22 protein-coding genes are annotated in these 26,681 nt (G+C 48.0%); 16 read left to right on the forward strand and 6 right to left on the reverse strand.

Annotation, left to right across the window (positions count from 1 at the left end; all coding sequences use genetic code 11):
* Window positions 1-260: 260 nt before the first annotated feature.
* The 8 genes from ACS18Q_RS03190 (at window position 261) to ACS18Q_RS03225 (ending at window position 8,591) form a co-directional block, all read left to right on the forward strand.
* Window positions 261-1,166 carry a RodZ domain-containing protein gene (locus tag ACS18Q_RS03190; RefSeq protein WP_055465970.1) on the forward strand — a complete coding sequence of 302 codons (906 nt, stop codon included), beginning with the start codon at window positions 261-263 and terminating at the stop codon, window positions 1,164-1,166.
* Window positions 1,167-1,174: 8 nt separating this feature from the next.
* Window positions 1,175-2,293 (forward strand): flavodoxin-dependent (E)-4-hydroxy-3-methylbut-2-enyl-diphosphate synthase, encoded by a 1,119-nt coding sequence (ispG, locus tag ACS18Q_RS03195; RefSeq protein ID WP_055465971.1) that lies wholly within the window; start codon window positions 1,175-1,177, stop codon window positions 2,291-2,293.
* A 25-nt stretch (window positions 2,294-2,318) separates the two neighbouring features.
* Entirely contained in the window at window positions 2,319-3,587 is a 1,269-nt protein-coding gene (hisS, locus tag ACS18Q_RS03200; RefSeq protein WP_038152824.1) for a histidine--tRNA ligase, read from the forward strand.
* 37 nt (window positions 3,588-3,624) lie between these two features.
* Entirely contained in the window at window positions 3,625-4,239 is a 615-nt protein-coding gene (locus ACS18Q_RS03205; protein WP_004729392.1) for a YfgM family protein, read from the forward strand.
* Window positions 4,240-4,251: 12 nt separating this feature from the next.
* Entirely contained in the window at window positions 4,252-5,409 is a 1,158-nt protein-coding gene (gene bamB / locus ACS18Q_RS03210; RefSeq protein ID WP_004729391.1) for an outer membrane protein assembly factor BamB, read from the forward strand.
* A gap of 205 nt (window positions 5,410-5,614) precedes the next feature.
* Complete coding sequence (der, locus tag ACS18Q_RS03215) at window positions 5,615-7,102, forward strand: ribosome biogenesis GTPase Der (RefSeq protein WP_441257365.1); 1,488 nt, start codon at window positions 5,615-5,617, stop codon at window positions 7,100-7,102.
* Window positions 7,103-7,175: 73 nt separating this feature from the next.
* A complete protein-coding gene (locus tag ACS18Q_RS03220; RefSeq protein WP_441257366.1) occupies window positions 7,176-8,060 on the forward strand; it encodes an alanyl-tRNA editing protein in 885 nt (294 codons plus the stop codon).
* 306 nt (window positions 8,061-8,366) lie between these two features.
* Window positions 8,367-8,591, forward strand: a complete 225-nt coding sequence (locus tag ACS18Q_RS03225) for a zinc ribbon domain-containing protein (RefSeq protein ID WP_014205644.1) — start codon at window positions 8,367-8,369, stop codon at window positions 8,589-8,591.
* Here the strand turns inward: ACS18Q_RS03225 and xseA are convergent.
* Complete coding sequence (gene xseA / locus ACS18Q_RS03230; RefSeq protein WP_441257622.1) at window positions 8,585-9,922, reverse strand: exodeoxyribonuclease VII large subunit; 1,338 nt, start codon at window positions 9,920-9,922, stop codon at window positions 8,585-8,587. The two genes, ACS18Q_RS03225 and xseA, sit on opposite strands and share 7 nt — an antisense overlap.
* A gap of 214 nt (window positions 9,923-10,136) precedes the next feature.
* Between xseA and guaB the strand changes: the two genes are divergently transcribed.
* Together guaB and guaA are read left to right on the forward strand one after the other, a co-directional pair.
* Window positions 10,137-11,600, forward strand: coding sequence for an IMP dehydrogenase (guaB, locus tag ACS18Q_RS03235; protein WP_004729383.1), 1,464 nt, complete (start codon window positions 10,137-10,139; stop codon window positions 11,598-11,600).
* 127 nt (window positions 11,601-11,727) lie between these two features.
* The gene (gene guaA / locus ACS18Q_RS03240; RefSeq protein ID WP_014205642.1) at window positions 11,728-13,281 is read left to right on the forward strand and encodes a glutamine-hydrolyzing GMP synthase; all 1,554 of its coding nucleotides are present in this window, start codon (window positions 11,728-11,730) and stop codon (window positions 13,279-13,281) included.
* 83 nt (window positions 13,282-13,364) lie between these two features.
* Here the strand turns inward: guaA and ACS18Q_RS03245 are convergent, their stop codons facing one another.
* The 5 genes from ACS18Q_RS03245 to ACS18Q_RS03265 form a co-directional block, all read right to left on the reverse strand.
* A complete protein-coding gene (locus ACS18Q_RS03245; RefSeq protein WP_441257367.1) occupies window positions 13,365-15,338 on the reverse strand; it encodes an alpha-amylase family glycosyl hydrolase in 1,974 nt (657 codons plus the stop codon).
* A 37-nt stretch (window positions 15,339-15,375) separates the two neighbouring features.
* The gene (locus ACS18Q_RS03250) at window positions 15,376-16,506 is read right to left on the reverse strand and encodes an ABC transporter ATP-binding protein (protein WP_004729327.1); all 1,131 of its coding nucleotides are present in this window, start codon (window positions 16,504-16,506) and stop codon (window positions 15,376-15,378) included.
* A 118-nt stretch (window positions 16,507-16,624) separates the two neighbouring features.
* Window positions 16,625-17,110: a glycosidase gene (locus ACS18Q_RS03255; protein ID WP_441257368.1), complete on the reverse strand. Its 486-nt coding sequence runs from the start codon at window positions 17,108-17,110 to the stop codon at window positions 16,625-16,627.
* Between the two features lie 79 nt (window positions 17,111-17,189).
* Window positions 17,190-18,203, reverse strand: coding sequence for a UDP-3-O-(3-hydroxymyristoyl)glucosamine N-acyltransferase (gene lpxD / locus ACS18Q_RS03260; RefSeq protein ID WP_441257369.1), 1,014 nt, complete (start codon window positions 18,201-18,203; stop codon window positions 17,190-17,192).
* Window positions 18,204-18,221: 18 nt separating this feature from the next.
* Window positions 18,222-19,256 carry a porin gene (locus ACS18Q_RS03265; protein ID WP_158107076.1) on the reverse strand — a complete coding sequence of 345 codons (1,035 nt, stop codon included), beginning with the start codon at window positions 19,254-19,256 and terminating at the stop codon, window positions 18,222-18,224.
* A gap of 397 nt (window positions 19,257-19,653) precedes the next feature.
* On the opposite strand from ACS18Q_RS03265, the gene ACS18Q_RS03270 reads away from it, so the two are divergent.
* From ACS18Q_RS03270 to ACS18Q_RS03295, 6 genes are read left to right on the forward strand one after another with little or no spacing between them, the layout of a single operon-like run.
* Window positions 19,654-20,883: a sugar ABC transporter substrate-binding protein gene (locus tag ACS18Q_RS03270; protein WP_238773096.1), complete on the forward strand. Its 1,230-nt coding sequence runs from the start codon at window positions 19,654-19,656 to the stop codon at window positions 20,881-20,883.
* A 2-nt stretch (window positions 20,884-20,885) separates the two neighbouring features.
* Complete coding sequence (locus tag ACS18Q_RS03275; RefSeq protein ID WP_004729316.1) at window positions 20,886-22,169, forward strand: carbohydrate ABC transporter permease; 1,284 nt, start codon at window positions 20,886-20,888, stop codon at window positions 22,167-22,169.
* A 2-nt stretch (window positions 22,170-22,171) separates the two neighbouring features.
* Entirely contained in the window at window positions 22,172-23,005 is an 834-nt protein-coding gene (locus tag ACS18Q_RS03280) for a sugar ABC transporter permease (protein WP_038152777.1), read from the forward strand.
* Between the two features lie 15 nt (window positions 23,006-23,020).
* Window positions 23,021-24,814 carry a glycoside hydrolase family 13 protein gene (locus ACS18Q_RS03285; RefSeq protein ID WP_172561958.1) on the forward strand — a complete coding sequence of 598 codons (1,794 nt, stop codon included), beginning with the start codon at window positions 23,021-23,023 and terminating at the stop codon, window positions 24,812-24,814.
* Entirely contained in the window at window positions 24,811-25,734 is a 924-nt protein-coding gene (locus ACS18Q_RS03290; protein WP_004729311.1) for an ROK family protein, read from the forward strand. Before ACS18Q_RS03285 ends, ACS18Q_RS03290 begins: the two co-directional genes overlap by 4 nt.
* 20 nt (window positions 25,735-25,754) lie before the next feature.
* The gene (locus ACS18Q_RS03295) at window positions 25,755-26,567 is read left to right on the forward strand and encodes a TrmB family transcriptional regulator (protein ID WP_038152741.1); all 813 of its coding nucleotides are present in this window, start codon (window positions 25,755-25,757) and stop codon (window positions 26,565-26,567) included.
* Window positions 26,568-26,681: the final 114 nt, after the last annotated feature.

Consider the following 26,681-nt stretch of genomic DNA (forward strand, 5'->3'; position numbering starts at 1 on the left):
TTTCATCCCTTTGGACCATTTTCAATGTCAATTTAACGAAAAACCTTGACGTGTCTGTAATTTCTTTCCCAAATCCATGTTGTTTACCGCCTAATATCTATTAGAATGATTCTCTGTTATCAAAGTCGATTGAAATTACTGATACAATTGACGCTACCACATTCCTTATGTTGAAGTCGGTGACGAATTCGCTACTAACAATGAAGAACAAAGGCGAATGGAAACAGGCTTGAGCACAAAACACGAGATTGATATCGCGGATGAATACAGAACAAGACAACATCACAGAAAGCACATCAACAGTACAACCCGGCACGCTTCTTAAAGAAAAACGTGAAGCGTTAGGCCTGACTCAAAAGCAAGTCGCTGACCGACTGAGACTGCGCGTTACCATTATTCAAAATATTGAAGAAAACAATTTTGATTCTGATTTAGTGGCCACGTTTACGCGTGGCTACCTGCGTTCTTACGCCAAAGCGGTTGGGGTGCCCGACCACCAAATTTTGGATGCATTTGAAGCAAGCGTCAGCACTGAACCTCAAGAGCAGACCATGCAGAGCTTCTCAAAGAAAACCAAACGTGAGAAGCATGACAGCCGCATCATGACCATTACGTGGATCATTTTGTTGGTGATCATTGGGATGTCGTCGCTGTGGTGGTGGCAGAACAATGAACAAGATACGTTAAAACCGGATCACAATGCGGAAGCCGTGTCTGCTGTGGCGGATCAAGCGGCCGCGCCAAGTGCGGATGAACCGCAACCTGAATTCAACACCATTGATGCGCTGCAAAACGAGGCGTCTGGCGCGCAAGCGACCGAAGAGCCAAGCGACGAAGAGATGATGATGGACGAGCCAGCACCCGTAAACACCGTGACTGAGCCTGAAGTGGCGCCAGTGGCACCCCAAGCGGCAGACGATGCTAAGGCAGGGGATTTGCTGACGATGAATTTCAGTTCTGATTGCTGGATTCAGGTGAAAGATGCAGCGGGTAAAACGCTCTCAACAGGCATTAAGAAAGCCGGCCAGACACTAAATTTACGTGGTCAGAAGCCGTTACAAGTGATTCTCGGTGCTCCGGAAGGGGTTTCAGTCACATTTGCGAGTGAACCTGTCGACCTTTCTGGGTATACTTCCGGTAAAGTAGCACGATTCACCTTACCTTAGACAATACTATGCAACACGAGTCTCCTATCAAACGTCGCCCATCGACACGCATTTACGTGGGTGACGTGCCAATTGGCGATGGTGCACCGATCGCCGTCCAATCCATGACCAACACGCGCACCACCGATGTGGAAGCAACCGTGGCGCAAATTCGCGCGTTGGAAAATGTGGGTGCAGATATCGTACGTGTCTCGGTTCCAACCATGGATGCCGCAGAAGCGTTTAAACTCATCAAGCAACAGGTTTCTGTCCCTCTGGTGGCCGATATCCATTTTGACTACCGTATTGCGCTGAAAGTGGCGGAATATGGCGTTGACTGTCTGCGAATTAACCCCGGAAACATCGGTAATGAAGACCGAATCCGTTCGGTGGTGGATTGCGCACGTGACAAGGGCATTCCAATTCGTATTGGTGTCAATGGTGGCTCGCTGGAAAAAGACATCCAAATGAAATATGGCGAACCGACCCCAGCCGCGCTGGTGGAATCGGCGATGCGCCATGTCGACATCTTGGATCGCCTGAACTTCGACCAATTTAAAGTCAGTGTGAAAGCGTCTGACGTGTTCCTTGCGGTCGACTCTTATCGCCTACTGGCGCAAAAAATTGATCAACCCTTGCACCTTGGGATCACCGAAGCTGGTGGTGCGCGTGCGGGGTCGGTGAAATCTGCGGTCGGTCTAGGCATGCTGCTGGCGGAAGGCATTGGCGATACACTGCGTATTTCCTTGGCGGCGAACCCGGTGGAAGAGATCAAAGTGGGCTTTGACATTCTGAAGTCACTGCGCATTCGTTCCCGCGGCATCAACTTCATTGCTTGCCCAAGCTGCTCGCGTCAGGAATTTGATGTGATCGCGACGGTGAACGCACTGGAACAGCGCCTGGAAGATGTGCTGACGCCAATGGACGTCTCCATCATCGGCTGTGTCGTCAACGGTCCGGGTGAAGCGGAAGTGTCTCATCTTGGGTTGGCTGGCAGCAATAAAAAGAGCGCATTCTATGAAGATGGTGTGCGTCAGAAAGAGCGTTTCGACAACGATGATTTGGTCGATCAGCTGGAAGCGAAGATTCGCGCCAAAGCCGCTCAGCTGGATGTGAAAAATCGCATCGATATTCAGCAACAAGATTAATCTCAACGATATTACGGTAAGTACTGTGGCAAAGACTATTCAAGCAATTCGAGGCATGAACGATTGCCTCCCTACTCAGTCTCCGCTTTGGCAAAAAGTGGAAGGCATTGTGAAAAACGTGATTAGCGCATACGGCTACAACGAAGTGCGCATGCCAATCGTTGAGATGACTCATCTGTTCAGCCGCGCGATCGGTGAAGTCACTGACGTGGTTGAAAAAGAGATGTACACCTTTGAAGACCGCAATGGCGATAGCCTGACTCTGCGTCCAGAAGGCACGGCGGGCTGTGTCCGTTCAGGCATCGAAAACGGTTTGTTGTACAACCAAGAGCAGCGCCTGTGGTACATGGGCCCGATGTTCCGTCACGAGCGCCCACAAAAAGGTCGCTACCGCCAATTCCACCAATGTGGTGTCGAAGTGTTCGGCATTGATGGTCCAGACGTTGATGCTGAATTGATCATGATGACCGCACGCCTGTGGCGTGAATTGGGCATCGCGGATTACGTGCGTCTTGAGCTCAACTCGATCGGTTCTTTGGAAGCGCGCGCAAACTACCGCACCGCGCTGATTGAATACCTTGAGCAATACCAAGACGTTCTGGATGAAGACTGCAAACGCCGTATGTACACCAACCCACTGCGCGTGCTGGACACCAAAAACCCAGATGTGCAGGCTGTACTGGGTGATGCACCGAAGCTTTCTGATTATTTAGATACTGAATCTAAACAACATTTCGCAGGTTTGTGTGAACTTCTTGACGCCGCAGGTATCGAATACACCATTAATGAGCGTTTAGTCCGTGGTTTGGATTACTACAACCGCACCGTATTTGAGTGGATGACTGACAGCCTAGGCGCACAGGGCACTGTGTGTGGCGGCGGTCGTTACGATGGTCTGGTTGAGCAGTTGGGCGGTAAAGCCACACCAGCGGTGGGTTTCGCAATGGGCCTTGAGCGTCTTGTGCTGATGATGGAAACCTTGGGCAACACCGACGTACGTCGTAACGTTGATGTGTACATGGTGACTGCCGGTGAAGGCACGCTGACGGCGGGTATGAAGCTAGCGGAACAGCTACGCGAGCAGATCCCTGGCCTGCGCGTGATGACGCACTTTGGTGGTGGTAACTTTAAGAAACAATTTAAACGCGCGGACAAAGTCGGTGCAGCCGTTGCTCTGGTACTGGGTGAAAACGAAGTGGCAGAGCACACCGTAGTTCTCAAAGACCTGGCTGGTGGTGAACAAGAAACGATTTCTCAAACTGAAGTTGCGAGCAAACTGGCTCACCTCGTCTAAACGCAAATTTTGAGATGTCATACTAAGAGGACAGGAAGTGGAACTCTACGATACTGAAGAACAACAAGTTGAAGCGATCAAAGATTGGTGGAAAGAGAACGGCAAAGCCGTGATCTTTGGCGCTGTGATCGGCTTGGGTGGTTTGTTTGGCTGGCGTTTTTATCAAGATTCTGTGACGTCAGGACAAGAAGCCGCTTCAGCAAGTTACACCAAGGCAATTCAAACGCTGACAACCAAAGGCGTTGATGGTGAAGCCGACGTACAAAGCTTTATCGACAGCAATTCGAAATCTGAATACGCTGTTTTGGCGGCAATGCAACTGGCGAAAGCACAAGTGCAAGCCGGTCAACTCGATGAAGCGCTGGCTCAGCTTGAGTGGGCGAAAAATGCGACCGGTGATGCGGCGCTGAAACCCGTGATCACGTACCGCGTGGCACGTCTGCAAGCAGAACAAGGCAACTTTGATGCGGCGTTGAGCGAATTGGCAACCATCAAAGAGCAAAGCTGGACGGGCCGTGTGGCTGAATTGCGTGGCGATATTTCTCTGCGTAAAGGCGACAAAGAGGCCGCTTATGCTGCCTACGCTGAAGCGCAGCAAGCGGATGATGCGAGTCAAACGCTGCAAATGAAACTGGATGATCTGGCCAAATAAGGGCACACCTTGATGAAAAAGATGTTCAACAAAGTGCTCTTGTCTGCCGCAGTTCTCGGGCTGCTAGCTGGATGTGCGGGCGAAGAAGAGAACGTCATCATGGCACCAGTGCCTGTGGTGAAAAGTGAGTTTACGCCAAAATCTGATTGGAGTGCTTCCGTCGGTGGCGGTGTTGGTCATTACTTCTCTAAACTGTCTCCGGAATCGGCCTACGGCAAGATTTACGTGGCCAGTCGTGATGGCGAAGTGAAAGCGCTTGATCCAAGTAACGGTAAAACGTTGTGGAATGTGGATCTGGAGCAAGACACGCCCGCGCGTTTATCAGGCGGCATTGCGTCGGCATATGGTCAGATTTACATCGGCAGTGAAAACGGTGAAGTGATTGCACTGAACGCAGAAACCGGTGAAGAAGCTTGGCGTGCGAACGTTGAAGGTGAAGTGTTGGCAGCCCCAGTTGCAGATAGCAGTTTGGTGATTGTGAACACCAGCCGTGGCGCTTTGATCGCGCTGGATGAGAAAACTGGCGAGCAAAAGTGGACCATCAGTACCGAAGTTCCGAACCTGACCTTGCGTGGCGACAGTCGCCCAGTGGCGGCATCGGGTGGCGTATTCTGGGGTACATCCGGTGGCCGTTTGGCTGCGGCGATTTCTGAGCGTGGTCAGCTGATTTGGCAACAACCCGTTGGGCAGCCGAAAGGCGCCACGGAAATCGACCGTCTGGTCGATGTTGATTCGTCTCCGCTGATTATTGGCGCAACCCTGTATACCGTGGGTTTCAATGGTCAGCTAATTGCTATCGATCTGCGTTCGGGTAACCCGATGTGGAAACGCAATTACTCGTCGTCAACGGACATTGCCAGCGATGGTGGTCGTCTGTTTGTGATTACCGATAAAGATCACGTGATTGCTGTGGATGCTCGCAGTGGCACGGAGCTGTGGAGCAACGATCAGTTACAAAACCGTTTGTTGACAGCACCTGTGCTGATCAATGGTTTTGTGGTGGTCGGTGACAGCGAAGGATACTTGCATTGGATTGACCGCAGCACGGGCGAGTTTGTTGCTCAGCAACTGGTCAATGACAGCGGTTTCGCCGTGAGTCCATTGGCATTATCCGACGGTTATCTGGTGATCACACGTGATGGCAAAATAAAGAAACTGACGATCCAGTAATATTTCGTGATATAATTCACAAACGGCTCCTAGCTGGTAACAGTTAGGAGCCGTTTTATACTTTTCGCCCATAGAAGTTGCCTGCTCGTAACTCAACGGCGTGAAGTCATTGGCATTCACCTTGTGGTTATAGGTAAAAATTTAGCGCTTGTGAAAGAGTGTTTACCTATAACTACATAAGAAAAGAATCATTGTAGAGGTTGTTATGATACCTGTAGTTGCTCTTGTTGGGCGTCCGAACGTAGGTAAATCGACGCTATTTAACCGACTCACCCGCACACGAGATGCACTGGTAGCGGACTTCCCAGGTTTGACTCGTGACCGTAAATACGGTCAGGCAAAACTGGGCGAACATGAATTCATCGTGATCGATACCGGCGGTATTGATGGCAGCGAAGAAGGCGTTGAAACCAAAATGGCGGCACAATCGCTTGCCGCGATTGATGAAGCGGATGTGGTGCTGTTTATGGTGGATGGCCGTGCTGGCCTGACCGTTGCGGATGAAGCGATTGCGAACCACTTGCGCCGTGTTGAGAAAAACGCGATTTTGGTGGTGAACAAAGTTGACGGCATTGATGCGGAAACCGCCAGTGCTGAATTCTGGCAGCTTGGCGTTGTTCAGATGTTCCAAATCGCGGCGGCACATGGCCGTGGTGTGGGCGCGTTGATTGATCGTGCGCTAAACCCACTGGCGGAACAAATGCAGCAAGAAGAAGCGGCACTGGAAGACTTAACCGGTTTCGTGGATGCTGAGCAAGAAGAGAAGCTGGATTACACCGAAGAAGAAGCGGAAGAAGCGTACAAACGTCTGCAAGATCAACCAATCAAGCTGGCGATTATCGGTCGTCCGAACGTAGGTAAATCAACGCTGACAAACCGCATTCTGGGTGAAGAACGCGTGGTTGTGTACGACATGCCGGGCACGACGCGCGACTCCATTTACATTCCGATGCAACGTGATGAGCGTGAATACGTCTTGATCGACACCGCAGGTGTTCGTCGTCGTAAACGCATCAACGAAACCGTTGAAAAATTCTCGGTGGTGAAAACCCTCAAAGCGATTGAAGATGCAAACGTCGTGCTGCTGGTGGTGGACGCGCGTGAGAACATCTCCGACCAAGATTTGAGCCTGCTGGGCTTTGCACTGAACGCGGGTCGCTCGATCGTGATTGCTGTGAACAAGTGGGATGGTCTGGATACTGACGTGAAAGAGCGCGTGAAGAAAGAGCTAGACCGTCGTCTGGGCTTTGTTGACTTCGCACGTATTCACTTTATTTCCGCGCTGCACGGTACGGGTGTCGGTCACCTGTTCGAATCGGTTCAGGAGGCTTACCGCTCTGCAACCACTCGTGTGGGGACTTCAGTACTGACGCGTATTATGAAAATGGCAACCGAAGATCACCAGCCACCTTTGGTGCGTGGTCGTCGCGTAAAACTGAAATATGCGCACGCTGGGGGTTACAACCCGCCAATCATCGTCATTCACGGTAACCAGGTGAATGAACTGCCGGATTCTTACAAACGTTATCTGATGAACTACTACCGTAAGTCATTGGATATCATGGGAACGCCAATTCGCATTCAGTTCCAGAACAGTGAAAACCCATTTGAGGGTAAAACCAATAAGATGACCCTGTCTCAAGAACGCAAACGCAAGCGTCTGATGACCATGATGAAAGATCGCAAAAAATAAAAACAAAGCCCGGGTTTAGCCCGGGCTTTTTGCTATTCTGTGCCCACGAAATCAATCTCACTGAGAAGTTTGTATGTCTTACACACCAACGATCGTGATGTTTACGCAATCGTGCCACACGCTCACCAGCCAAGTACAATTGGTTCAATCATCCTCGGACAAGCTGTATGTGGTCACGCACAGCACGCCGTTTCATCCCGTGAGTCATATTTGGCCGGATCACCCGGCTGACCAAGGAACGCTCCATTCTGAGCACGGAGCGTTTGCCGTTGTTGATTGCCAAGTCGGTGCGATTGAATTGGCAACAGGCCATCTCTCGGTTGGGCAGGCGATTCCGGTGAAGCGCGACGCACCGGGGTGGGTGTTTGTGGTGGTTCATGTGCTTGAGGCCGAAGTCAACGCTGTGGCTTTAGGAGAGGCCGTGACACTCACCGTGAACGCAGCCTATCAGCAACGCCTTAGTCGTGGTCACAGCGCCGGACATCTGGCTTATTTAGCGCTCAACAAGGTGCTGGCGAAAGGATATTGGCGGAAAGACGCCGATCGAAAAGACCCGCACGGCCATTGTGATTTTAATAGCTACGCACAGGTCACTAGCTTTGTAACAGAAGATCGCTGTGTCGATACCTATCGACTTGGTAAAACACTCCGTAAAAGAGGGTTAAACAGTGATGATATGCTAAATGACCTTGCGAGCATCGAAAAGCAAGTGAATCAGCAGTTGGCGGATTGGTTAGCGTTGCGATCGCCAATGATGGTATCGCGCGATGGGGATGCGCTCACCGATTCTCGTTACTGGGAGTGTGATTTACATGAAGGCGAAATCGCACGTATCCCTTGTGGCGGAACGCATGCAACGAGTTTGCGTGATTACCAAAGCATCGTTGTGAACTTGCAAATACGGGATGACCAACACATCGAAATGCACACGCATGTAACACCAGCCTCGGAAGAATGATCTTTTTATTAAATTCTGACAGTTTGGCTTATTTAAATGTCCATTAGATTTTAAGTCTGTTTAAAATCCAAAAACAGGATATGTAACTTATGCTTTCGGTGTGTGGTTATATAAATGTTCTTTTAAGGGGAGATCGCTGATCAACGTGAATAAAGCAGATGATCGGACGACGATCTTTTAAAGCAAGGATAGCAGCATCGCCTGAGGAAGGCCGATGAGGTTGAAGATGCTGTGATAAAGATCAAGGTGATGTATCCGTTTGTTTTGGATCATCAAATGACAAATAGCATGCATGAGAGAAACGCGATGAATAACCCTTGCCCGACCTGCCAGCAGCCATTGGTGTGGGATGGTCAGTATCACTGCACGCAGTGCGACGAACACTTTAAGAAAGTGGGCTTTTGCCCGGATTGCGGTGCAGAACTGGAAAAGCTGCAAGCGTGTGGTGCGGCGAATTACTTTTGTCATCACTGCAATGAATTGAAATCCAAATCGCGAGTCCGATTTGAATTTCACAAGCAGGATCATTGAACGGTGGAGTGAATCTCACCATCGGCTAAACGGGTGACGAGTTGGTCGCCCGTTTTGACATCTGAAGCTTGGCGCACAATCTCACCTTGTGACGTTTGGGTAATCGAATAACCGCGCGATAGGGTAGCGAGTGGGCTGACGGTGTCGAGTTTGTCGATAAGCCGCGTAAAGCGGTGACGAGACGAAACCAGTTGGCGCTGCATGGCATCAATCAAACTTCGTTCGCGCAAGGCGAGGGTGTAATGCTGCTCGCGTAGGGTTTTCTCTGGCGATTGCAATTGCAGGCGATGCTGTTGTTTGGCCACGTGTTGACGTGTTTGGTTGAGCTGTTTCTGAATCGCGCGTTCGAGACGCATACTCAACTCATCAAGTTGCTGCTGCTGACGTTGCAACCGGTACATCGGGTGCTGCTTGTCCAAGCGATACTGTAATTGCTTCAGCGCCCCTTTTTGTTCAGAAACGTAATGGCGCATCGCGCTGGACAGCTTGTGCTCGTATCCCTGAAATGCTTGTTTTTTATGACTGTTGTCTCGGCTAACCAGTTCTGCCGCCGCCGATGGCGTTGGCGCGCGGACGTCAGCGACAAAATCAGCGATGGTCACATCGATTTCATGGCCAACTGCGCTGATGATCGGGATTTGACTGGCCGCAATGGTGCGCGCCACGATCTCATGGTTAAAACACCATAAATCTTCCAACGAGCCACCGCCCCGTCCAACAATCAACACATCACATTCTTCGCGGGCATTGGCGCGGCCAATGGCTTGCGCAATCTGAATTGCGGCATCTTCCCCTTGGACGAGGGTCGGATAAATGATGATGGGCAAGCTGGGATCTCGGCGTTTAAGCACCTGCAGAATGTCGTGCAGAGCAGCGCCGGTTTTTGAGGTAATCACACCCACGCAGCGCGGGTGTTCCGGCAGGGGGTGTTTGAGTGTCTGGGCAAACAGGCCTTCTGCGGCCAGTTGCATTTTGAGCTGATCGAATTCTTGTTGAAGACGACCGTCGCCTTCCGGCTGCATGCTCTCAATGATGATCTGATAATCCCCACGCGGCTCGTAAAGCGACAAGCGGGCTTTGACCAGTACTTGCTGACCATTTTGCGGCTTAAAGTGAACGAAGCGATTACTGCCCTTGAACATCGCACATTTGACTTGTGCACGGGAGTCTTTGAGGGTGAGGTACCAGTGTCCGGAGACGGGCGCGGAGAAGTTCGAGATTTCGCCAATCAACCACACAATGCCCATTTCATTTTCCAGTAACAACCGGACTTCAGCATTGAGACGGGAAACCGTATAGATGTTTGGATTGGTCAAAGAGGACTCGCTAATTTGCTCAGACGTGGGTATGGAAATTAGCGGCAATATAATACATATCAAGGGGGTAATTGCAAATAAAAAATGAAAAAATGAGTGGTCAAGCGATTGCTCTGGGCGTATAATCCGTCCGCAATATCTAATCCAAATGCAGCATCGCTGCACTCATTATGCGAAACGATGAGGCTTGGATTGTTCTTTTTACTCCTTATATTGTGAGATATTGCAAATGCTAAGAATTGCCAAAGAAGCGCTGACATTCGATGACGTCCTACTTGTGCCAGCACACTCCACCGTTCTCCCAAATACCGCTGATCTTCGCACTCAGCTGACGAAAAACATCCAACTGAACATCCCAATGATCTCTGCGTCGATGGATACCGTGACGGAAGCCCGTCTGGCTATCGCTCTTGCGCAGGAAGGTGGCATTGGCTTTATCCACAAAAACATGTCTATTGAGCAACAGGCTGCTGAAGTTCGTCAGGTGAAGAAATTTGAAGCTGGCGTGGTTACCGATCCGGTCACCGTAAGCCCTGATGCAACTATCGCTGATGTGATCGCCCTGACTGAAAAGCACGGTTTTGCGGGTTTCCCTGTAGTGACTGAAAGCCACGAGCTGGTGGGGATCATCACGGGTCGTGACGTTCGTTTTGTGACGGATTTGTCGAAGAAAGTTTCTGTGGTTATGACGCCGAAAGAGCGTCTTGCATCGGTCAAAGAAGGTGCGACTCGCACTGAAGTTCAAGAAAAAATGCACGAAGCACGCGTTGAAAAAGTATTGGTCGTGAACGATGAGTTCCAACTGACCGGTATGATCACCGCCAAAGACTTCCATAAAGCTGAACGTAAACCTAACGCATGTAAAGATGCACGTGGTCGCCTACGTGTTGGTGCTGCGGTTGGCGCTGGTGCTGGCAACGAAGCGCGTGTCGCTGCTCTTGTTGAAGCGGGCGTAGACGTTCTGCTGATTGACTCTTCACACGGTCACTCTGAAGGTGTTCTTAACCGCATTCGTGAAACGCGCGCGGCTTACCCAGATCTAGATATCATCGGCGGTAACGTTGCAACTGGCGCAGGCGCTAAAGCGCTGATCGAAGCAGGTGTGAGTGCTGTGAAAGTGGGTATCGGCCCTGGTTCTATCTGTACAACTCGTATCGTGACAGGCGTTGGTGTACCTCAAATCACTGCGATTTCTGATGCGGCTGAAGTGGCGGGTCAATACGGTATTCCTGTCATTGCGGACGGCGGTATCCGTTTCTCTGGCGACATCTGTAAAGCGATTGCAGCTGGCGCATCTTGTGTGATGGTTGGCTCAATGTTCGCAGGGACTGAAGAAGCTCCGGGCGAAGTGATTCTGTACAACGGTCGTTCTTACAAAGCTTACCGCGGTATGGGTTCTCTGGGCGCGATGTCTCAAGGTTCTTCTGACCGTTACTTCCAATCCGATAATGCAGCGGACAAACTGGTTCCTGAAGGTATCGAAGGCCGTATCGCGTACAAAGGTCGCCTGAAAGAGATCGTTCACCAACAAATGGGTGGTTTACGTTCAAGCATGGGTCTGACTGGTTCTGCGACCATTGAAGATATGCGTACGAAAGCAGAATTTGTACGTATCTCTGGCGCGGGTATGGCAGAGTCTCACGTACACGACGTTCAAATCACGAAAGAAGCACCAAACTATCGTTTGGGTTAATCAACGTCGCATTGATTTTTCTCGAACGAGAAAACAACGTAAACGTTTGCTTTTTCCTTGAAGCATTAATAAGAGGCGAGTACACTCGCCTCGGTTTTAATCACTTAGCCCTAAAAGACTGCTCAAAATGACTAAAAATATCCATGACCAACGTATTCTGATCCTGGACTTCGGTTCTCAGTACACTCAACTTGTGGCGCGTCGCGTCCGTGAAATCGGCGTTTATTGCGAACTGTGGAGCTGGGATGTTGAAGAAGCGGATATTCGCGAATTCAATCCAGACGGCATCATTCTATCTGGTGGTCCGGAAAGCGTAACGGAAGCGAACTCTCCCCGTGCACCGCAATACGTTTTTGACTCAGGCGTGCCTGTGCTGGGTGTATGTTACGGCATGCAAACCATGGCTGAACAGCTGGGTGGTAAAGTTTCGGGCTCTGACGAGCGTGAGTTTGGCTACGCACAAGTGAAAGTGTCTGGTGAGTCTGCGCTGTTCAAAAATCTTGAAACCACACAAGACGTTTGGATGAGCCACGGCGACAAAGTTGTCGAGATTCCTGCTGATTTCGTCAAAGTCGGTGAGACAGACACTTGTCCTTACGCGGCGATGGCAAACGAAGAGAAAAAATACTACGGCGTACAGTTCCACCCAGAAGTGACACACACCAAAGGCGGCCTGCAAATGCTGGAAAACTTTGTGCTGGGTGTTTGTGGTTGTGAGCGTCTATGGACGTCTGAATCGATCATTGAAGACGCGGTTGCTCGCATCAAAGAACAAGTGGGCGATGATGAAGTGATCCTTGGCCTGTCTGGCGGTGTGGATTCGTCAGTTGTGGCGATGCTGGTTCACCGTGCCATTGGCGACAAACTGACCTGTGTGTTTGTTGACAACGGTCTGCTACGCTTGAATGAAGGTCAGCAAGTGATGGATATGTTCGGCGATAAATTCGGTCTGAACATCATCAAAGTGGACGCAGAAGAGCGCTTCCTTGATGCACTGAAAGGCAAGTCTGATCCAGAAGACAAACGTAAAACGATCGGTCACGTGTTTGTCGACGTATTCGATGAAGAGTCGAAGAAACTGAAAAACGCGAAATGGTTGGCGCAAGGCACCATCTACCCAGACGTGATCGAATCTGCCGCGTCAAAAACTGGTAAAGCGCACGTGATTAAATCACACCACAACGTGGGCGGTCTGCCTGACGACATGGAAATGGGCTTGGTTGAACCATTGCGTGAGCTGTTTAAAGATGAAGTGCGTAAGATTGGCCTAGAGCTTGGTCTGCCGTACAACATGCTTTACCGCCACCCATTCCCAGGGCCAGGCCTTGGCGTTCGTGTGCTGGGCGAAATCAAGAAAGAATACTGTGACTTGCTACGTCGCGCAGACGCGATCTTCATTGAAGAACTTCATGCGGCTGACCTATACGACAAAGTGTCTCAAGCATTCACCGTGTTCCTCCCTGTACGCTCAGTGGGTGTAATGGGCGATGGCCGTAAGTATGACTGGGTTGTTTCACTGCGTGCTGTTGAAACCATCGATTTCATGACCGCGCATTGGGCACACCTGCCATACGACTTCCTTGGCAAAGTGTCAAACCGCATCATCAACGAAGTGAACGGTATCTCTCGCGTGGTTTACGATATTTCAGGTAAGCCGCCAGCAACTATCGAGTGGGAATAATCCCGCCTCGCTAGTCAGTGAGTCATCAACTTCAAAAGCCCCGGATGAACGCCGGGGCTTTTTTGTTCAGGGAATAAGGGGAATCAAAAGCTGCCCTGTGTCGTAGTTTGATTATCACTATTAAACTGGTTGTTTGAACCGGATTGCCAAACGAGATTTGCAGTAGGATCCGATTCATCGCGTTTGATGCATTTCCACTCTACATCCTGTTGCGCAGGTACGGTAATCGTTGCGCTCCAGGTGGGATATTGAGAAGGATCCAGTTTTACAGCACTTTCCACGGCCCAGTTGCCAAGTTGGGCAACGCTTCCAACGGCATAAACACTTTGGCCAAGTGTGGTATAACCATTGTAGCAACTAAAAGAGATCGCTATCGAGGTTGGATCGCTATCACCGCTGCTTTGCCCATGCAGCACAATCGCTTGGTTCTGTGCCAGATGAAGTGTAGCCTGTCCACCACTGACGGATACATTGTCATCACCAAGTAAATTGCTATGACTACCGTCTGACAATGCTAAATTGCTTACGGTAATAGAATTTGCTGTGCCACGGTTGAGTGCAACAGTGACCACATCGTTATCTTCCTGACGCTCATACACTAATATGTCATCATTGACCCAACGTGACGTATAGCTGCCACGCTGAATGGCGAGACTGTTTTGGCGTAGGTCGGTCAATGTCTGAATGATTTTGAATGCTTGGGTATTCTGAGTGAAGCTTGGCATTTTTTCACGGTTATAAGGATCGCTACCCACTTGACCAAAGTCGTTTTGGGTGAAATTTGCCGCGTACTGCTCAGTTCCATAGTATATGGCGGGGATTCCGCGTACGGTCATTGTTGCGACCAGCCCTAAGTCAACTCGCTGTTGGGCGAATTCTTCGTTTTGACTTCCGCCTGCTTCGTTGTTTCCTGGGCCAAACGTTGATTCACTGGAGCGTAACGCAGTCGAAATCCGCGCCATATCGTGGTTATCCATAAAGACAACTTGCCAGTCATCACTGGAAAACACGGTTTTTCGGGTGTTGAGGTAATTGTTTAGTGTCTGCATCGTATTACCCGAACGGTTTGCCAACACGCGTTCCAAGGTATCCCTAAAACCAAAATCAAGCAGTGCAGAGCCCGAGGTATTGGCATAATCGATAGCATAGCCGTCAATACCCGAAGTGGTATTGGCACTGGCGCCGAACCATTCACCGAAGAAGTAAAATCCTTCCCGACCAAGCGTTTGGCTGTAGTCATAAATCTCAGTTGTCCATTGCTGGATAAAAGACTTATCCATATGTTTAATCGCATCAATACGAATCGCGTCAACACCAGCATCGATCCAGAATTTTGAACCATCTAGTAAGTATTGATATACCTCGCTATTCGACTGATTAAAATCCGAGAGGTTGAACAAGTTATGGTTGCGTACTTGGTACCAGTCGTTCCAGTCGGAAACGCCACCATTATGGTGATACCAGTTCGTTCCGGCAGCAACGTCGGTGTTGTAATCTGTGATGAACTGACCGTCGCGGTATAACGCGCCGAATTCGTTTTCGTCATTCCCATTGGAATGATTTGGGGCATAATCGAGTACTAACTTCATGCCGTATTCCGCACTATGCATTGTTGCGGTCAACTCTTTGAAATCTTCCAGTGTCCCAAAGTGTTCATCTACCCGGAAGAAGTCACGCCCCCAGTAACCATGGTAACCAGCACCACCATTGACATCGACGTTATCTGCATTATCGATCGGTGGCGTAATCCAAATAGCCGTTACGCCGAGTGATTTTAAGTAAGGTAATTGATTAATTAAACCACGCAGATCACCCCCTATATATTTCTTTAAATTGTTGGGGTCATATGTTGCTGAGTTATTCCCTGTATTATTACTTGAATCTCCATCGCTGAAGCGATCAAGAAACACAAAATAAATAGTCTCTTTTCGAAAGTCGAGAAAGCTGTCTGTTTCAGCTTGTATGTTTGTCTCAGCAAAGAGCGGTGAACTTAATGTCAGCCCATTTAAGGCAATAGCAGTCAGCAGCGCACTGCAAAGCAAGGTGCGTTTTTTCATTGGAGATTTCCTTGTCGTGGTGAATATTAACCGGTGATCATTCCCGGTCGTTGGTTAAACTCTTTTCACTGTAGAAATCGAAAATATGGCAGAACTCTGTATTGAGATTAAAACGAATTGATTTACCGATATCTGAGGTTGAGATGGTTTGATCATTGACGCGAGCAATTAGTTCTTTACTGCCCACCTGAAAATAGAGATATTTTTCATTGCCCATATTTTCAACAACCGTTAATTGTCCGGTCACTACATTGAGCGCGTCATCCGTCGTGGCAATATTGATATGCTCCGGTCGGATGCCAAAGCAAACGGGCTTGTTAATATATCGCCACAGCGCTTGTTGTTTTTCGAGTGGAATAAGAATTCGAATGTCGTTGGCAATATCGATATAGAGTTGTCCATTATCCTCTCGGATCACTGTATCGACGAGATTCATTGCCGGCGAACCAATAAAACTGGCAACAAATTTGTTCGCCGGTTTGTTATATAAATTACTAGGGGTGTCTACCTGCATAATTTTGCCCTGATTGAGCACGCAGATTCGATCTCCGAGGGTGAGCGCTTCGGTTTGATCGTGAGTGACATAAATCATGGTGGCAGGGTTGCCTTCCTCTTTTAGCGATTTATGCAGTTGCGCTATTTTTACTCGCATAGAGACGCGAAGTTTGGCATCAAGATTCGATAACGGTTCATCAAATAAAAAGACATCGGGTTTACGAACGATGGCCCGGCCAACTGCGACACGCTGACGCTGACCACCAGACATTTCTTTCGGTTTCCGATAGAGTAAATCGGTGATTTCTAATTTTTCGGCGGCTTCTTCGACTCGGCGTTTAATTTCGTCTTTTGGCCGTTTCTGCATTTTGAGGCCAAAAGCCATGTTGTCGAAGACAGTTTTATGGGGATAGAGCGCATAGTTTTGAAACACCATGGCAATTCCCCGATCTTTGGGCGGCAGATCGTTGACCACTTGCTGACCAATACGTATTTCACCGTCAGAGATACTCTCCAGCCCAGCAATCATTCGCAGTGTGGTTGATTTTGCGCACCCTGATGGCCCAACAAACACCATAAACTCGCCTTCGCGAATATCTAAGTCGATACCATGTACTGCTTTAAAGCCGTTATCATATTTCTTTTCTACTTTACGTAGGCTTACTGTTGCCACGACTATCTCCACTGACCCGCTGGGTCTAAAAGGGGATTGAAATATTCCACTGGATTTGACGTTATCCAATTCGGGAAGAATGGGCAGCTATTATGCTACCCGATCACTGCTTCGGTTGTTATTGGCATTCCGCGATTGCTGCCAGAAGAGGTTTCTTGTCTGGGGCAATTTGTATTGTCCAGACATAACGGCCATCGGAAGGGATGGCTACGACCGTATTCTTAGCAAATCCGCCGCGTTTCAGCTCTTTGACTTCGCCGACTGATAACGCCATACCGGAAACGGTAAACTGCGGCGTCCAGCTCATGGTGGCAAATTGCAGGCTGACATTACCGGCTTTTTCTTGCGATACAACCTGGTAAATACCATCGCCTTTGTAAGCCATTTTATGGTTATCCATATGAATCCACTGACCTTCGGAGAAGGTACCAACAACAAACAGAGAAGGGCTAATTGGGCCGCGATCATTGGCAAGCGTTGGTAAATCACAACTGAAGAAACGGGTGTCGATGTCAGTGGCCAGTTTTGATGAGTCAGACGTGGTACTGGCACAACCGGTTATCAGGGTTGTTAAGGTAGCGGCAAACAGAAGTGTAAGTTTCATATCAAGTCCTTGATCATTTCGTCTTGTTTCAGTTATACAGTGCGGAAAGTCAGCGCTGTATTGGGATTAATCAGATATCCTATTCATTGACGTGTTTGTCAAAAAATCGGGAATACCAATGTTTGGTTTTAGTTGGAGATTTTTTTGTCCGTTCGTGGTGGTGGGTGAGTTTGTTGAGCACCGCCAGATTAAGGTAATAGGCTTTGGCATCTTTGGCTGGATAGCCAAACAAATCGCTGCCCGGTGGAAAAGAGTGGCTGACCCCGGATTTTGCTTTAATCACGGAATGGCTGCCAATTGTAATGTGTCCAGCTGTACCAACCTGACCATGAACAATGACGTGATCACCTAAAATGGTATGGCCGGAAAAGCCACATTGAGAAACAATCAGGCAGTGGCTGCCAATTCGGCAGTCGTGACCAATTTGTACCTGGTTATCAATCTTGCTGCCCCGGCCTATCACAGTGTCACCAAACGTGCCCCGATCGATGGTATTGTTGCTACCGATTTCCACATCATCTTCAATAATTACCCGCCCAATACTTTCGACACGTTGATAGCTGCCATCATGACCTGACATGTATTCGAAGCTGTAGTTACCGATTGAATTATTCGAATCAATGGTCACGTTATTGCCAATCACTGTGCCTTCTTTGATGACTGTATTGGCATGAATCGCCACATTGTCACCAATAGTTACAGCGTTCATAATTTTAACGCCTGGCATGAAATGGCAACCTTTGCCAATTTGGCAGTGCTCACCGATGTATACTCCCTCAAGGGTTGACGTATTTGATTGCTCGAATACGCGATACTTATTGACTTTGTAATAGCGCAGCAGTTGGTTAATTTTCATGACATCCAACTGTTCTATTACGACATGCGCTTTCGCAGGACTTTGCATAATTTCACTAGGCCCCACCAGAACATCTGCGCTGGTTTGTGCAATCTGTTTAAGTTCCGATTTGGCGAAGACGATGGCGAGGCCGCCTTGCCGGTCACTGACCACAGGACGAATGGTGTCGATGATAATCGACGGATCCCCAACAATTTTGCCTGATAGACGATGTGCAATCTCAGCAACACTTAGCATGATGGCCTCTCAATGATGTTAGAACCGATATAAAGCTTGTAAGTAAACGGTATGTTGTGAAAGCTCGCTTTCATTCTTCGCTTCCCAACCGGCCAGTTGACTTTTTTCTTCCACTTCATTGGCGTATTCATATTCGCCTTTCAGCAACCAGTTATCTCCCACAGCTTGTTCGTAGCCTAGAGTTGCTTTACGAATATCTTTGAAGTAGTCGACATTGGCATTGCCGCCTCCGCTACTGGCAGAGTTTTTCGTTTCGTTTTCTCCGAGGCGGAAGCGAGCGTAGAGAACACCGGCATCATCGAAGCTATATTGCACGATTGGTTCAATATACTTTTCGGTGAAATCGCTGATTTCATTGATGGCACCATTCGCTTGATGATCTTTGTTGTCTTTGATCTGATAGTACAGCTCGACGCCTAACTCCCAGTTCCCAAAACGCTTGTATGGTTTGAACAGCAGGCTGTAACCCTCTTCGACACGCTCTCCCCATTCGCTTTTGTCTTCTTTACTGTAGAGATATTCGAGATTAGAGTAAAAACCCCAATTATACTCATTGCTGAAATAGGTGAGATAAGGTCGAACGCTGTGTTCTGCCAAATCTTTGTGCAGTCCACTGACATAAGGAGAAAAAACCTTGCTGCGTGTGTATTCAAGTTCGTAGATAAGCCCGGTCGTCCAGCCGTCGGCGAGATAGAAGCCTTTATTTAATGAGAAGAGGTGTTTAAGGCCATCTTCATTTTCATGATATCCGGGTTCTTTTTGTTCGCGATTTTCTATTTTTAGTCCATATAGCGCACTGAAATTCCAGCGGGAATTGTTGTAATAGACACCAAAGACTTCATGGGTGGTTGTTTTCTCTTTCTTCTTGTTGCCATTGAAACCATCCGTCACTTTATATTCATATTCTAATGATGTACCGACATGCCCGCCAAATTGTAATGCTTCATTGAAAAAGCTGTCACTGGGGTCTATGCCTCGTTCACTAGCCGCAAAAGTGGGGACAGAAAGAGTCAGTGCAGCAGCGATAGAGGCAGAGAGTAAGGTTCTTTTCACGATAGGTCCTTATCAACCACTTGGTTGTTAGTCGTTAATATAATTTAAATGAATTCATAGTAGTTCACTGTGAACGCCTACTCATTCTTCTTGATATGAACCGGTTTTTCCTCTTCGCAATTCTTCAATTGAGAACTCCATCACTGTTACGTCCTTGACTTGTTGATTTTGGTCACAAATTTAATTTTATTGTCGCGTCTTTTTGTCTTTTGAGTTCGTTTTTTGCTCGGTGATCACTCGTCGTCGTTGATGCCAGTTCGTGACGCTGTTTACCTTGATTAGACAAGGTTTTGTTGATGTTTGTCACAATTAATTGCACGGCAATTTCGATAGTAGTTGACTTAAAATAGTCGCAATACACATAGTAGTATTAGTTGAACTACTACATGGTGTTGTGATGAGAAATACATGGATAAAAACCGTTTTGCTAAGCGCATGCGTCAGTTTGCCTCTGTGGAGTCAGGCTGAAGACATTCAACCTGAAGCGGGATCGGATCTACTGATATGGACGGATAGCTCTACGTTGGATTACATGAAGTATGCTGCGGAGTCTTTTAACCGGGATTTTGGTTACGACGTTACGTTTTCCTTTCGCGGGTTGGCGCCGATTGATGCTGCAAGCCGCTTGATTCAAGATGGTGGTTCAGCTCGTGTCGCAGATGTCGCCGAGATTGAGCATGATTTACTTGGTCGTTTGGTTGTTGCGGGGGGAGCGATGGAAAACTTAGTCTCCTCTGAACGTATTTTGTCGACTTTCTTACCGAATGCGACTGCAGCGGCCCAATACGCTGGCAGCAATTACGGTTTTCCCGTCAGCTACGCCACATTAGCGCTTTTTTACAACAAAGAATTATTACCAGCCGCTCCCAAGACTTTTGAAGAAATCATCCAATTTGGCAATGGTTTTAATGACGCTAAGGCGAATCGCTATGCATTGTTATGGGATATCCAGAACTACTATGAATCACGAATGTTCCTGACCTTGTATGGCGCTTACGAATTTGGAAACCAGGGAACTGATGCCAAAGATCTTGGCATTGATTCACCATTGGCACAGCAAGGAATGAATGCGATGAAAATGCTAAAAGCAGCCAATCGTTCTAACCCGGTTGATATGCGTAATGCTCAGGTAAGACGAGGATTATTTGGCGAAGGGAAAGTCGCGGCGATTATTGATGGACCTTGGGCGATACAAGGTTACGACAACAGTGGTGTCAATTATGGTGTTGTTCCAATCCCCACTCTAAAAGGGAAGCAACCCAGAACATTTTCGACCGTGCGTCTGGCGGTGGTGTCCTCTTACAGTGAATATCCCAAAGCTTCCCAACTGTTTGCCGATTATCTGTCCTCAGAAAAAATGCTGCTGAAACGCTACCAAATGACCAAATCTATTCCACCCGTTGAATCACTGATGGAGAAAATCATTGTCGATGCGGATGAGGCCACCTATGCCATTATTGCGCAAGGTTTCCATTCCGACGCAATGCCATCGATTCCTGAAATGGGCTACCTGTGGTCACCGATGGCGAGTGCAATCACGGCGATGTGGGTCAACGATCAGCCGGTCAATCAGGCTCTTGACCATGCGAAATCGATCATTGAAGAGCAGATCGCGTATCAGGAGTAGTTATGCTTTTGTCTCAAACTGTTAAGGACCCGAAAATGAGACTCTCTTGGATCATTATGGGATCAACTCAGTTCGCTCGTGGACATTGGATCACCGGGGGGATTTTCCTCTTGGTGCAAGTCTTGTTTTTATCCTTTGCGCCAGAGATGGCCAGTGCGCTTAAAGGGTTGATTTCGCTGGGGGATGTTGCACAAACACGTCAGGGCTTTCAAGTGATTGCTGGCGACAATTCAATTTTTATGCTGGTGGAAGGGGTGATAGCTCTGGTGCTTGTGGTGTTAACCATCACCACGTATGTCGTTAATGTTCGTCATGCACAAGATTGCTCATGGTGTACGCTCACTCTCCGTGAGCAAGCCAAAGCTATTTATGACGATAAGTTTGCGCTTATTGTGTTATCGCCAGCATTGATAGCCAGTCTGGCATTCATCATCATGCCGATCGCGATTACGGTCTTGGTGTCGTTTACCAACTATTCTGCTCCTCACCACATTCCGCCCAAAAATTTAGTTGATTGGGTCGGGTTAAAAAACTTCCAGACACTGTTTGAATTAAAAATTTGGTCCAGTACTTTTTTGGGCGTGGCTTGCTGGACGGTTATCTGGGCAATATCGGCCACCGTATTAACTTGTGGTTTTGGTTTTGTCCTCGCATTGGCACTGGAAAACCGAAACATCAGAGCTAAGAAATTATGGCGATTCGTTTTTATTCTTCCTTATGCGGTTCCTGCCTTTGTCACTTTGTTGATGTTTCGTTTATTGCTCAATGGCATCGGGCCCGTGAACGCTCTGCTCAATTCTTGGGGCATTGAATCGGTTGCTTTTCTTTCTGATCCTTATTTAGCCAAGATGACGGTCATTGCTGTCAGCGTCTGGGTGGGGGCGCCATATTTTATGTTGTTGATTTCCGGTGCTCTGACCAATATTCCACGCGATTTGTACGAAGCCAGTGAAGTTGACGGTGCGAATAAATTCCAGCAGTTTCGTGAGATAACATTGCCGATGGTATTGCATCAAGTCGCGCCGTCTTTAGTGATGACCTTCGCACATAACTTTAATAACTTCGGTGCGATCTTTCTGTTGACGGAAGGGGGGCCGATTAATCCGGAATATCGTTTCGCGGGTCATACCGACATATTAATTACCTGGATTTACAAACTCACTTTGGATTTTCAGCAATACCAAATTGCTTCGGTGATTTCTATTGTGATTTTCCTGTTTCTATCGGTGATTGCGGTTTGGCAATTCCGGCGAATGAATTCGTTTAAAGATGATGTAGGGGTGTGATGATGAATTCGTTGCTGAACAAACTTGCGACTGGCATTGTTTATCTGTTTCTGACACTGAATGCTTTGTTGGTTCTCGGGCCGGTTATTTGGACTGTGCTTGCATCGTTTAAACCCGGAAATAACCTTTTCAGTTCATCATTTACGGACTTCAGTTTTACGCTGGACCACTACATGACGTTGTTTAACGATACCCCTTACTTAGAGTGGTACAAAAACACCTTTATTCTGGCGACCGCAAATATGTTGATTTCATTGGTGGTTGTCACCATGACTGCGTTTGTTTTTTCTCGTTATCGCTTTCAGGGCAAACGGAATGTGTTGATGAGCATTTTAGTGTTGCAAATGTTTCCTGCTTTTCTGTCGATGACCGCCATTTACATCCTGCTGTCTAAAATGGGGCTGATCGATACTTACCTCGGTTTACTATTTGTTTATGTCACGGGGTCTCTGCCATTTATGACCTGGTTAGTGAAAGGCTATTTTGACGCGATACCGACGTCGTTAGATGAAGCTGCCAAGATTGATGGTGCAGGGCACATGACTATATTCATCGAAATTATATTGCCTTTGGCGAAGCCGATTTTAGTGTTTGTTGCATTGGTCTCTTTCACCGGGCCATGGATGGATTTCATCCTACCGACACTCATTCTACGCAGTGAAGAAAAGATGACGCTGGCCATTGGGATCTTCAGCTGGATCACGTCCAACTCTTCAGAAAACTTTACACTTTTTGCGGCTGGTTCGTTGCTGGTTGCCATCCCCATAACCCTGTTGTTTATCGCGACTCAGAAACACATCACGACCGGTTTGGTCAGTGGTGCGGTAAAAGAATAATTTACAGGAAGCATTATGATTACAAGAAGCTCACTGACACACTTGGCAAAAAGTGCAGACAGTTACGCCTATGATGACCAGACATTACACATTCGATTCCGCAGTGCAAAAGGTGAGGTGGATAAAGTCACTTTGTGGATCGGCGATCCTTACACCTGGGCTGAGGGGGGGTTAGATGGGGGGAACTTAGGCGGCAGCGACGCGCACGGCTGGATAGGGGGAACTGAAGTGCCCATGCTTCGGGAGGGATGCAGCGAGCATCATGATCACTGGTTTGCCTCATATGTTCCGCCTAAAAAACGCGCCCGGTATGGTTTCATTCTTCATGGGAAAGATGGTGAAAAACTGCTGTTCGGTGAAAAGCACTGTGTAGATATTCGCGAAGTCTTACAGGCCGAAGTGGAACTCAGTAACTTAAGCAATTTTTTCTGTTTCCCTTACATTAACCCAGTCGATGTGTTGAAAACACCGACGTGGGTCCGTGATACCGTTTGGTATCAGATTTTCCCTGAACGTTTCCATAACGGGCGCCCCGATATTTCTCCGACTGGTGTTGAACCTTGGGGTAACCAGCCAACCAGTCGTAACTTTATGGGGGGCGATTTATGGGGCGTCATTGAGAAGCTGGACTATTTGCAGGATCTCGGGGTCAACGGTCTCTATTTCTGTCCGATCTTTACTGCACCAGCGAACCATAAGTATGACACGGTCGATTACTACAATGTTGATCCCCATTTCGGTGGTAATGAAGCATTTCGGGCGCTGGTGAGAGAGGCTCATCAGCGAGGCATGAAAGTGATGCTGGATGCGGTGTTTAACCATATTGGTCATCAGTCGCCCTTGTGGTTGGATGTGGTTGAAAAAGGCGAAAAATCGCCGTATGCCGATTGGTTTTGGATCAAACGCTTTCCTGTTTACCCCGAGAAGCCGCGATCAGAATGGGACTACAGCAACCTCAACTACGAAACCTTTGCGAATGTGGCTGAAATGCCCAAGCTCAAGACTGAAAATCCAGCGTGTCGCGCGTACTTACTTGATGTTGCCCGTCATTGGCTGGAAGAGTTTGATATTGATGGCTGGCGTCTCGATGTCGCCAATGAGGTCGATCATGAATTCTGGCGAGACTTTCGCCGCTTAGTTAAAAGCATCAAACCGGATTGCTATATCCTCGGTGAAATCTGGCATGAAGGGATTCCCTGGTTGCGCGGGGATCAATATGATTCGCTGATGAATTATCCGCTGACGCAGGCCGTCACTGATTTTTTTGCTCTTGGAGCCATCGAAAAGAGCGCCTTTATGCATGCGGTTACAAAGTCGTATCTTGCCTATCCGCGCAATGTCAATGAGGCGATGTTTAATTTGCTGGAAAGTCATGACACCACTCGCCTATTGACGCTGTGTCAAAACGACAAACGTAAGGCGAAGCTATCTTACTTGTTCATGTTCACTCAAGTGGGGTCTCCATGTATTTATTACGGTGGAGAGATAGGTATGGATGGGAAGAAGGGCATGGGGTTGGAACTTAACCGAAAATGTATGATTTGGGAGGAAAAATATCAGGATCTTGAATTTAAAGCGTTTATTCAAAAGCTGATTTTGTTGCGAAAGCGCTACCCTGAGTGCAATCAGCCCTATTTGGAATGGATCCCGGTTGAGCATTCGCATGTGATTGCGTTTTGCAAAGGGTCTTTGCAGGTGGTCATGAATAATAGTGGCCAGCCGAGTGCGTGTCGCGTCAACGGCGTTGACATTATCCTGCCAGCCTTTGGATTCGAATTGCGTAACCTTGTATCACAGGAAGTATTATGAAACTTGGACTGTCTGTTGATTCAGAGTGGGTTCGTAGTGTTCTGTTCGACAGTAATAAAAATCTTATCTATCGTAACCAACAAAAGACGTTGCATAGCCCGCAATCAACAACGGATTTGATCATAAAAATGGCGCGGAGCATGCAGCGCATGTTTGGTCCTTTTACACAGATTGGGCTCACGGTTATGCCCGATTGCTGGCAAGCCGACCATAAGGAGTCAAAGGCAGAATTGGCTCAGTCGATAACCGCCCAGCTTGCGATCCCTTGCCATCTGTTTGAGCCCGCGGTGATCGCATTAACTCAGGTTGGGGACCTCCCAAAGGGAAACATTCTGAGTGCGGTGTTGGACGACGGTTGTGATTTGTGTGTCGCCGATGAACTTTGGCACCGTGATCCAGAGGGTAATGTGCTCGATTTGTGTTGGGCACACCAGCCACTCAAAGGGTATGAGAGTCTCATCGATGGTATTACGCCGCTTTGTTGGTGTGGCAGTGATGAGTGTGTACGGCAATATGTGTCTCAAAAAGGGGTCGAACGTCAGTATCATCAGCTTTCGTTGCAGAGCGACTCAGCCAGTCATATTCTCAACGGAATTGAGGATACTCACGGCTGGTCTGCTCGAATATACCGGATCTGGGTCGATCAGCTTGCCCGGGCCTTATGTGATCCGGTGACGTGCTTTCGGCCTGCGCTACTTATCCTCAGCGGCAGTCTGATACTGCGGAGGGATCTGGCGTTGACACTAAAAAGTTCTCTGAGTCGCTATTGCCCCTGTGAGGTTTTGCCTGAGATCGTGTGTTTGTGCGGTGATGAATTCCGCTTTGCACAGGGTGCAAGCTCGATACATAGCGTAAAAACGTTAAAACGCCCTACATTCGAATCACGAGGAGTGCTAACCTTGACAGGAAAAATAGTGTGAAGCATCACCGAGGAACCCCCGTGACCGAACTGGTAACAAAACTGATGGGCTTTGGTTTTACCAAGACCGATGCATTGGTTTACATCAATTTATTGAAAAATGGCCGTGCCAGTGGCTACAAGATAGCCAAAGAAATTTCTCTTTCCCGCTCTTCGGTATATTCATCGATCGACAACTTATACAAAAATGGTTGTATTTTCTTATCCGACGGTGAAACCAAAGAATATGAAGCAAAGTCTCCCGATTTGATCTTCAATCAGATTGAGAAAAAGACTATAGAGGACATTCATATCCTGAAAAAGGAGCTGTCACGTATGATGCTCCAGGAAGAGAAAGAGTTTATTTACAATGTCTCCGGATTCGAGAATCTGCTGCAGAAAGCCAGAGAGCTGCTCAATTTGGCGCAAGTCGAAGTGTATCTGAATACAGATTTTCATCTTGATTTACTCGCCGACGAAATCTCTCAGGCGATAGAACGAGGCGTTCGAGTGATCGTCTTTTCCTTCAACCGACTGACACTGCCACATCCAAAAATTGAGCACTATTCGCGCTCTGAAAACCCGGAACAACGTTATCCGTCGCACCGTTTCATGATGGTGATAGACATGAAACAGGCCATGATTTTTTCGCACCGTGAGGAAACGCAGGGGCTCTACTCTAATAACCGCCTAATCATCAAAATGATGGCAGAGCATATCCACAGTGATATTTATCTCACGGAGTATGAGAAGCTGGCTCCAGATCAGCGTTGCCGAATCGCAACCGTACATGAACTGGAAAATAACATGGTGGCAGATGGCCGCCTGATCTCGCAGGTACAAACCTCGAGCTGATGTTGTTTTGGGATGAAATATCTTGTAAATAATTTATTTTTTATCGCTCTCGGGCCTTTCTTATGTGGAAGGCCCTTTTTGTTTTTATAAAAGTTATTATTTATCAGTCGATTG

This window comes from Vibrio sp. Vf1514, assembly GCF_052076135.1.
Taxonomy (GTDB): domain Bacteria; phylum Pseudomonadota; class Gammaproteobacteria; order Enterobacterales; family Vibrionaceae; genus Vibrio; species Vibrio furnissii.

What these genes read in the sequence shown, in the direction of transcription:
- ACS18Q_RS03190 (WP_055465970.1), top strand. Translation starts at nt 261, where the DNA reads ATGAATACAGAACAAGACAACATCACAGAAAGCACATCAACAGTACAA.
- ispG (WP_055465971.1), top strand. Translation starts at nt 1,175, where the DNA reads ATGCAACACGAGTCTCCTATCAAACGTCGCCCATCGACACGCATTTAC.
- bamB (WP_004729391.1), top strand. Translation starts at nt 4,252, where the DNA reads ATGAAAAAGATGTTCAACAAAGTGCTCTTGTCTGCCGCAGTTCTCGGG.
- der (WP_441257365.1), top strand. Translation starts at nt 5,615, where the DNA reads ATGATACCTGTAGTTGCTCTTGTTGGGCGTCCGAACGTAGGTAAATCG.
- ACS18Q_RS03220 (WP_441257366.1), top strand. Translation starts at nt 7,176, where the DNA reads ATGTCTTACACACCAACGATCGTGATGTTTACGCAATCGTGCCACACG.
- ACS18Q_RS03225 (WP_014205644.1), top strand. Translation starts at nt 8,367, where the DNA reads ATGAATAACCCTTGCCCGACCTGCCAGCAGCCATTGGTGTGGGATGGT.
- guaB (WP_004729383.1), top strand. Translation starts at nt 10,137, where the DNA reads ATGCTAAGAATTGCCAAAGAAGCGCTGACATTCGATGACGTCCTACTT.
- guaA (WP_014205642.1), top strand. Translation starts at nt 11,728, where the DNA reads ATGACTAAAAATATCCATGACCAACGTATTCTGATCCTGGACTTCGGT.
- ACS18Q_RS03245 (WP_441257367.1), bottom strand. Translation starts at nt 15,338, where the DNA reads ATGAAAAAACGCACCTTGCTTTGCAGTGCGCTGCTGACTGCTATTGCC.
- ACS18Q_RS03255 (WP_441257368.1), bottom strand. Translation starts at nt 17,110, where the DNA reads ATGAAACTTACACTTCTGTTTGCCGCTACCTTAACAACCCTGATAACC.
- lpxD (WP_441257369.1), bottom strand. Translation starts at nt 18,203, where the DNA reads ATGCTAAGTGTTGCTGAGATTGCACATCGTCTATCAGGCAAAATTGTT.
- ACS18Q_RS03270 (WP_238773096.1), top strand. Translation starts at nt 19,654, where the DNA reads ATGAGAAATACATGGATAAAAACCGTTTTGCTAAGCGCATGCGTCAGT.
- ACS18Q_RS03275 (WP_004729316.1), top strand. Translation starts at nt 20,886, where the DNA reads ATGCTTTTGTCTCAAACTGTTAAGGACCCGAAAATGAGACTCTCTTGG.
- ACS18Q_RS03280 (WP_038152777.1), top strand. Translation starts at nt 22,172, where the DNA reads ATGAATTCGTTGCTGAACAAACTTGCGACTGGCATTGTTTATCTGTTT.
- ACS18Q_RS03285 (WP_172561958.1), top strand. Translation starts at nt 23,021, where the DNA reads ATGATTACAAGAAGCTCACTGACACACTTGGCAAAAAGTGCAGACAGT.
- ACS18Q_RS03290 (WP_004729311.1), top strand. Translation starts at nt 24,811, where the DNA reads ATGAAACTTGGACTGTCTGTTGATTCAGAGTGGGTTCGTAGTGTTCTG.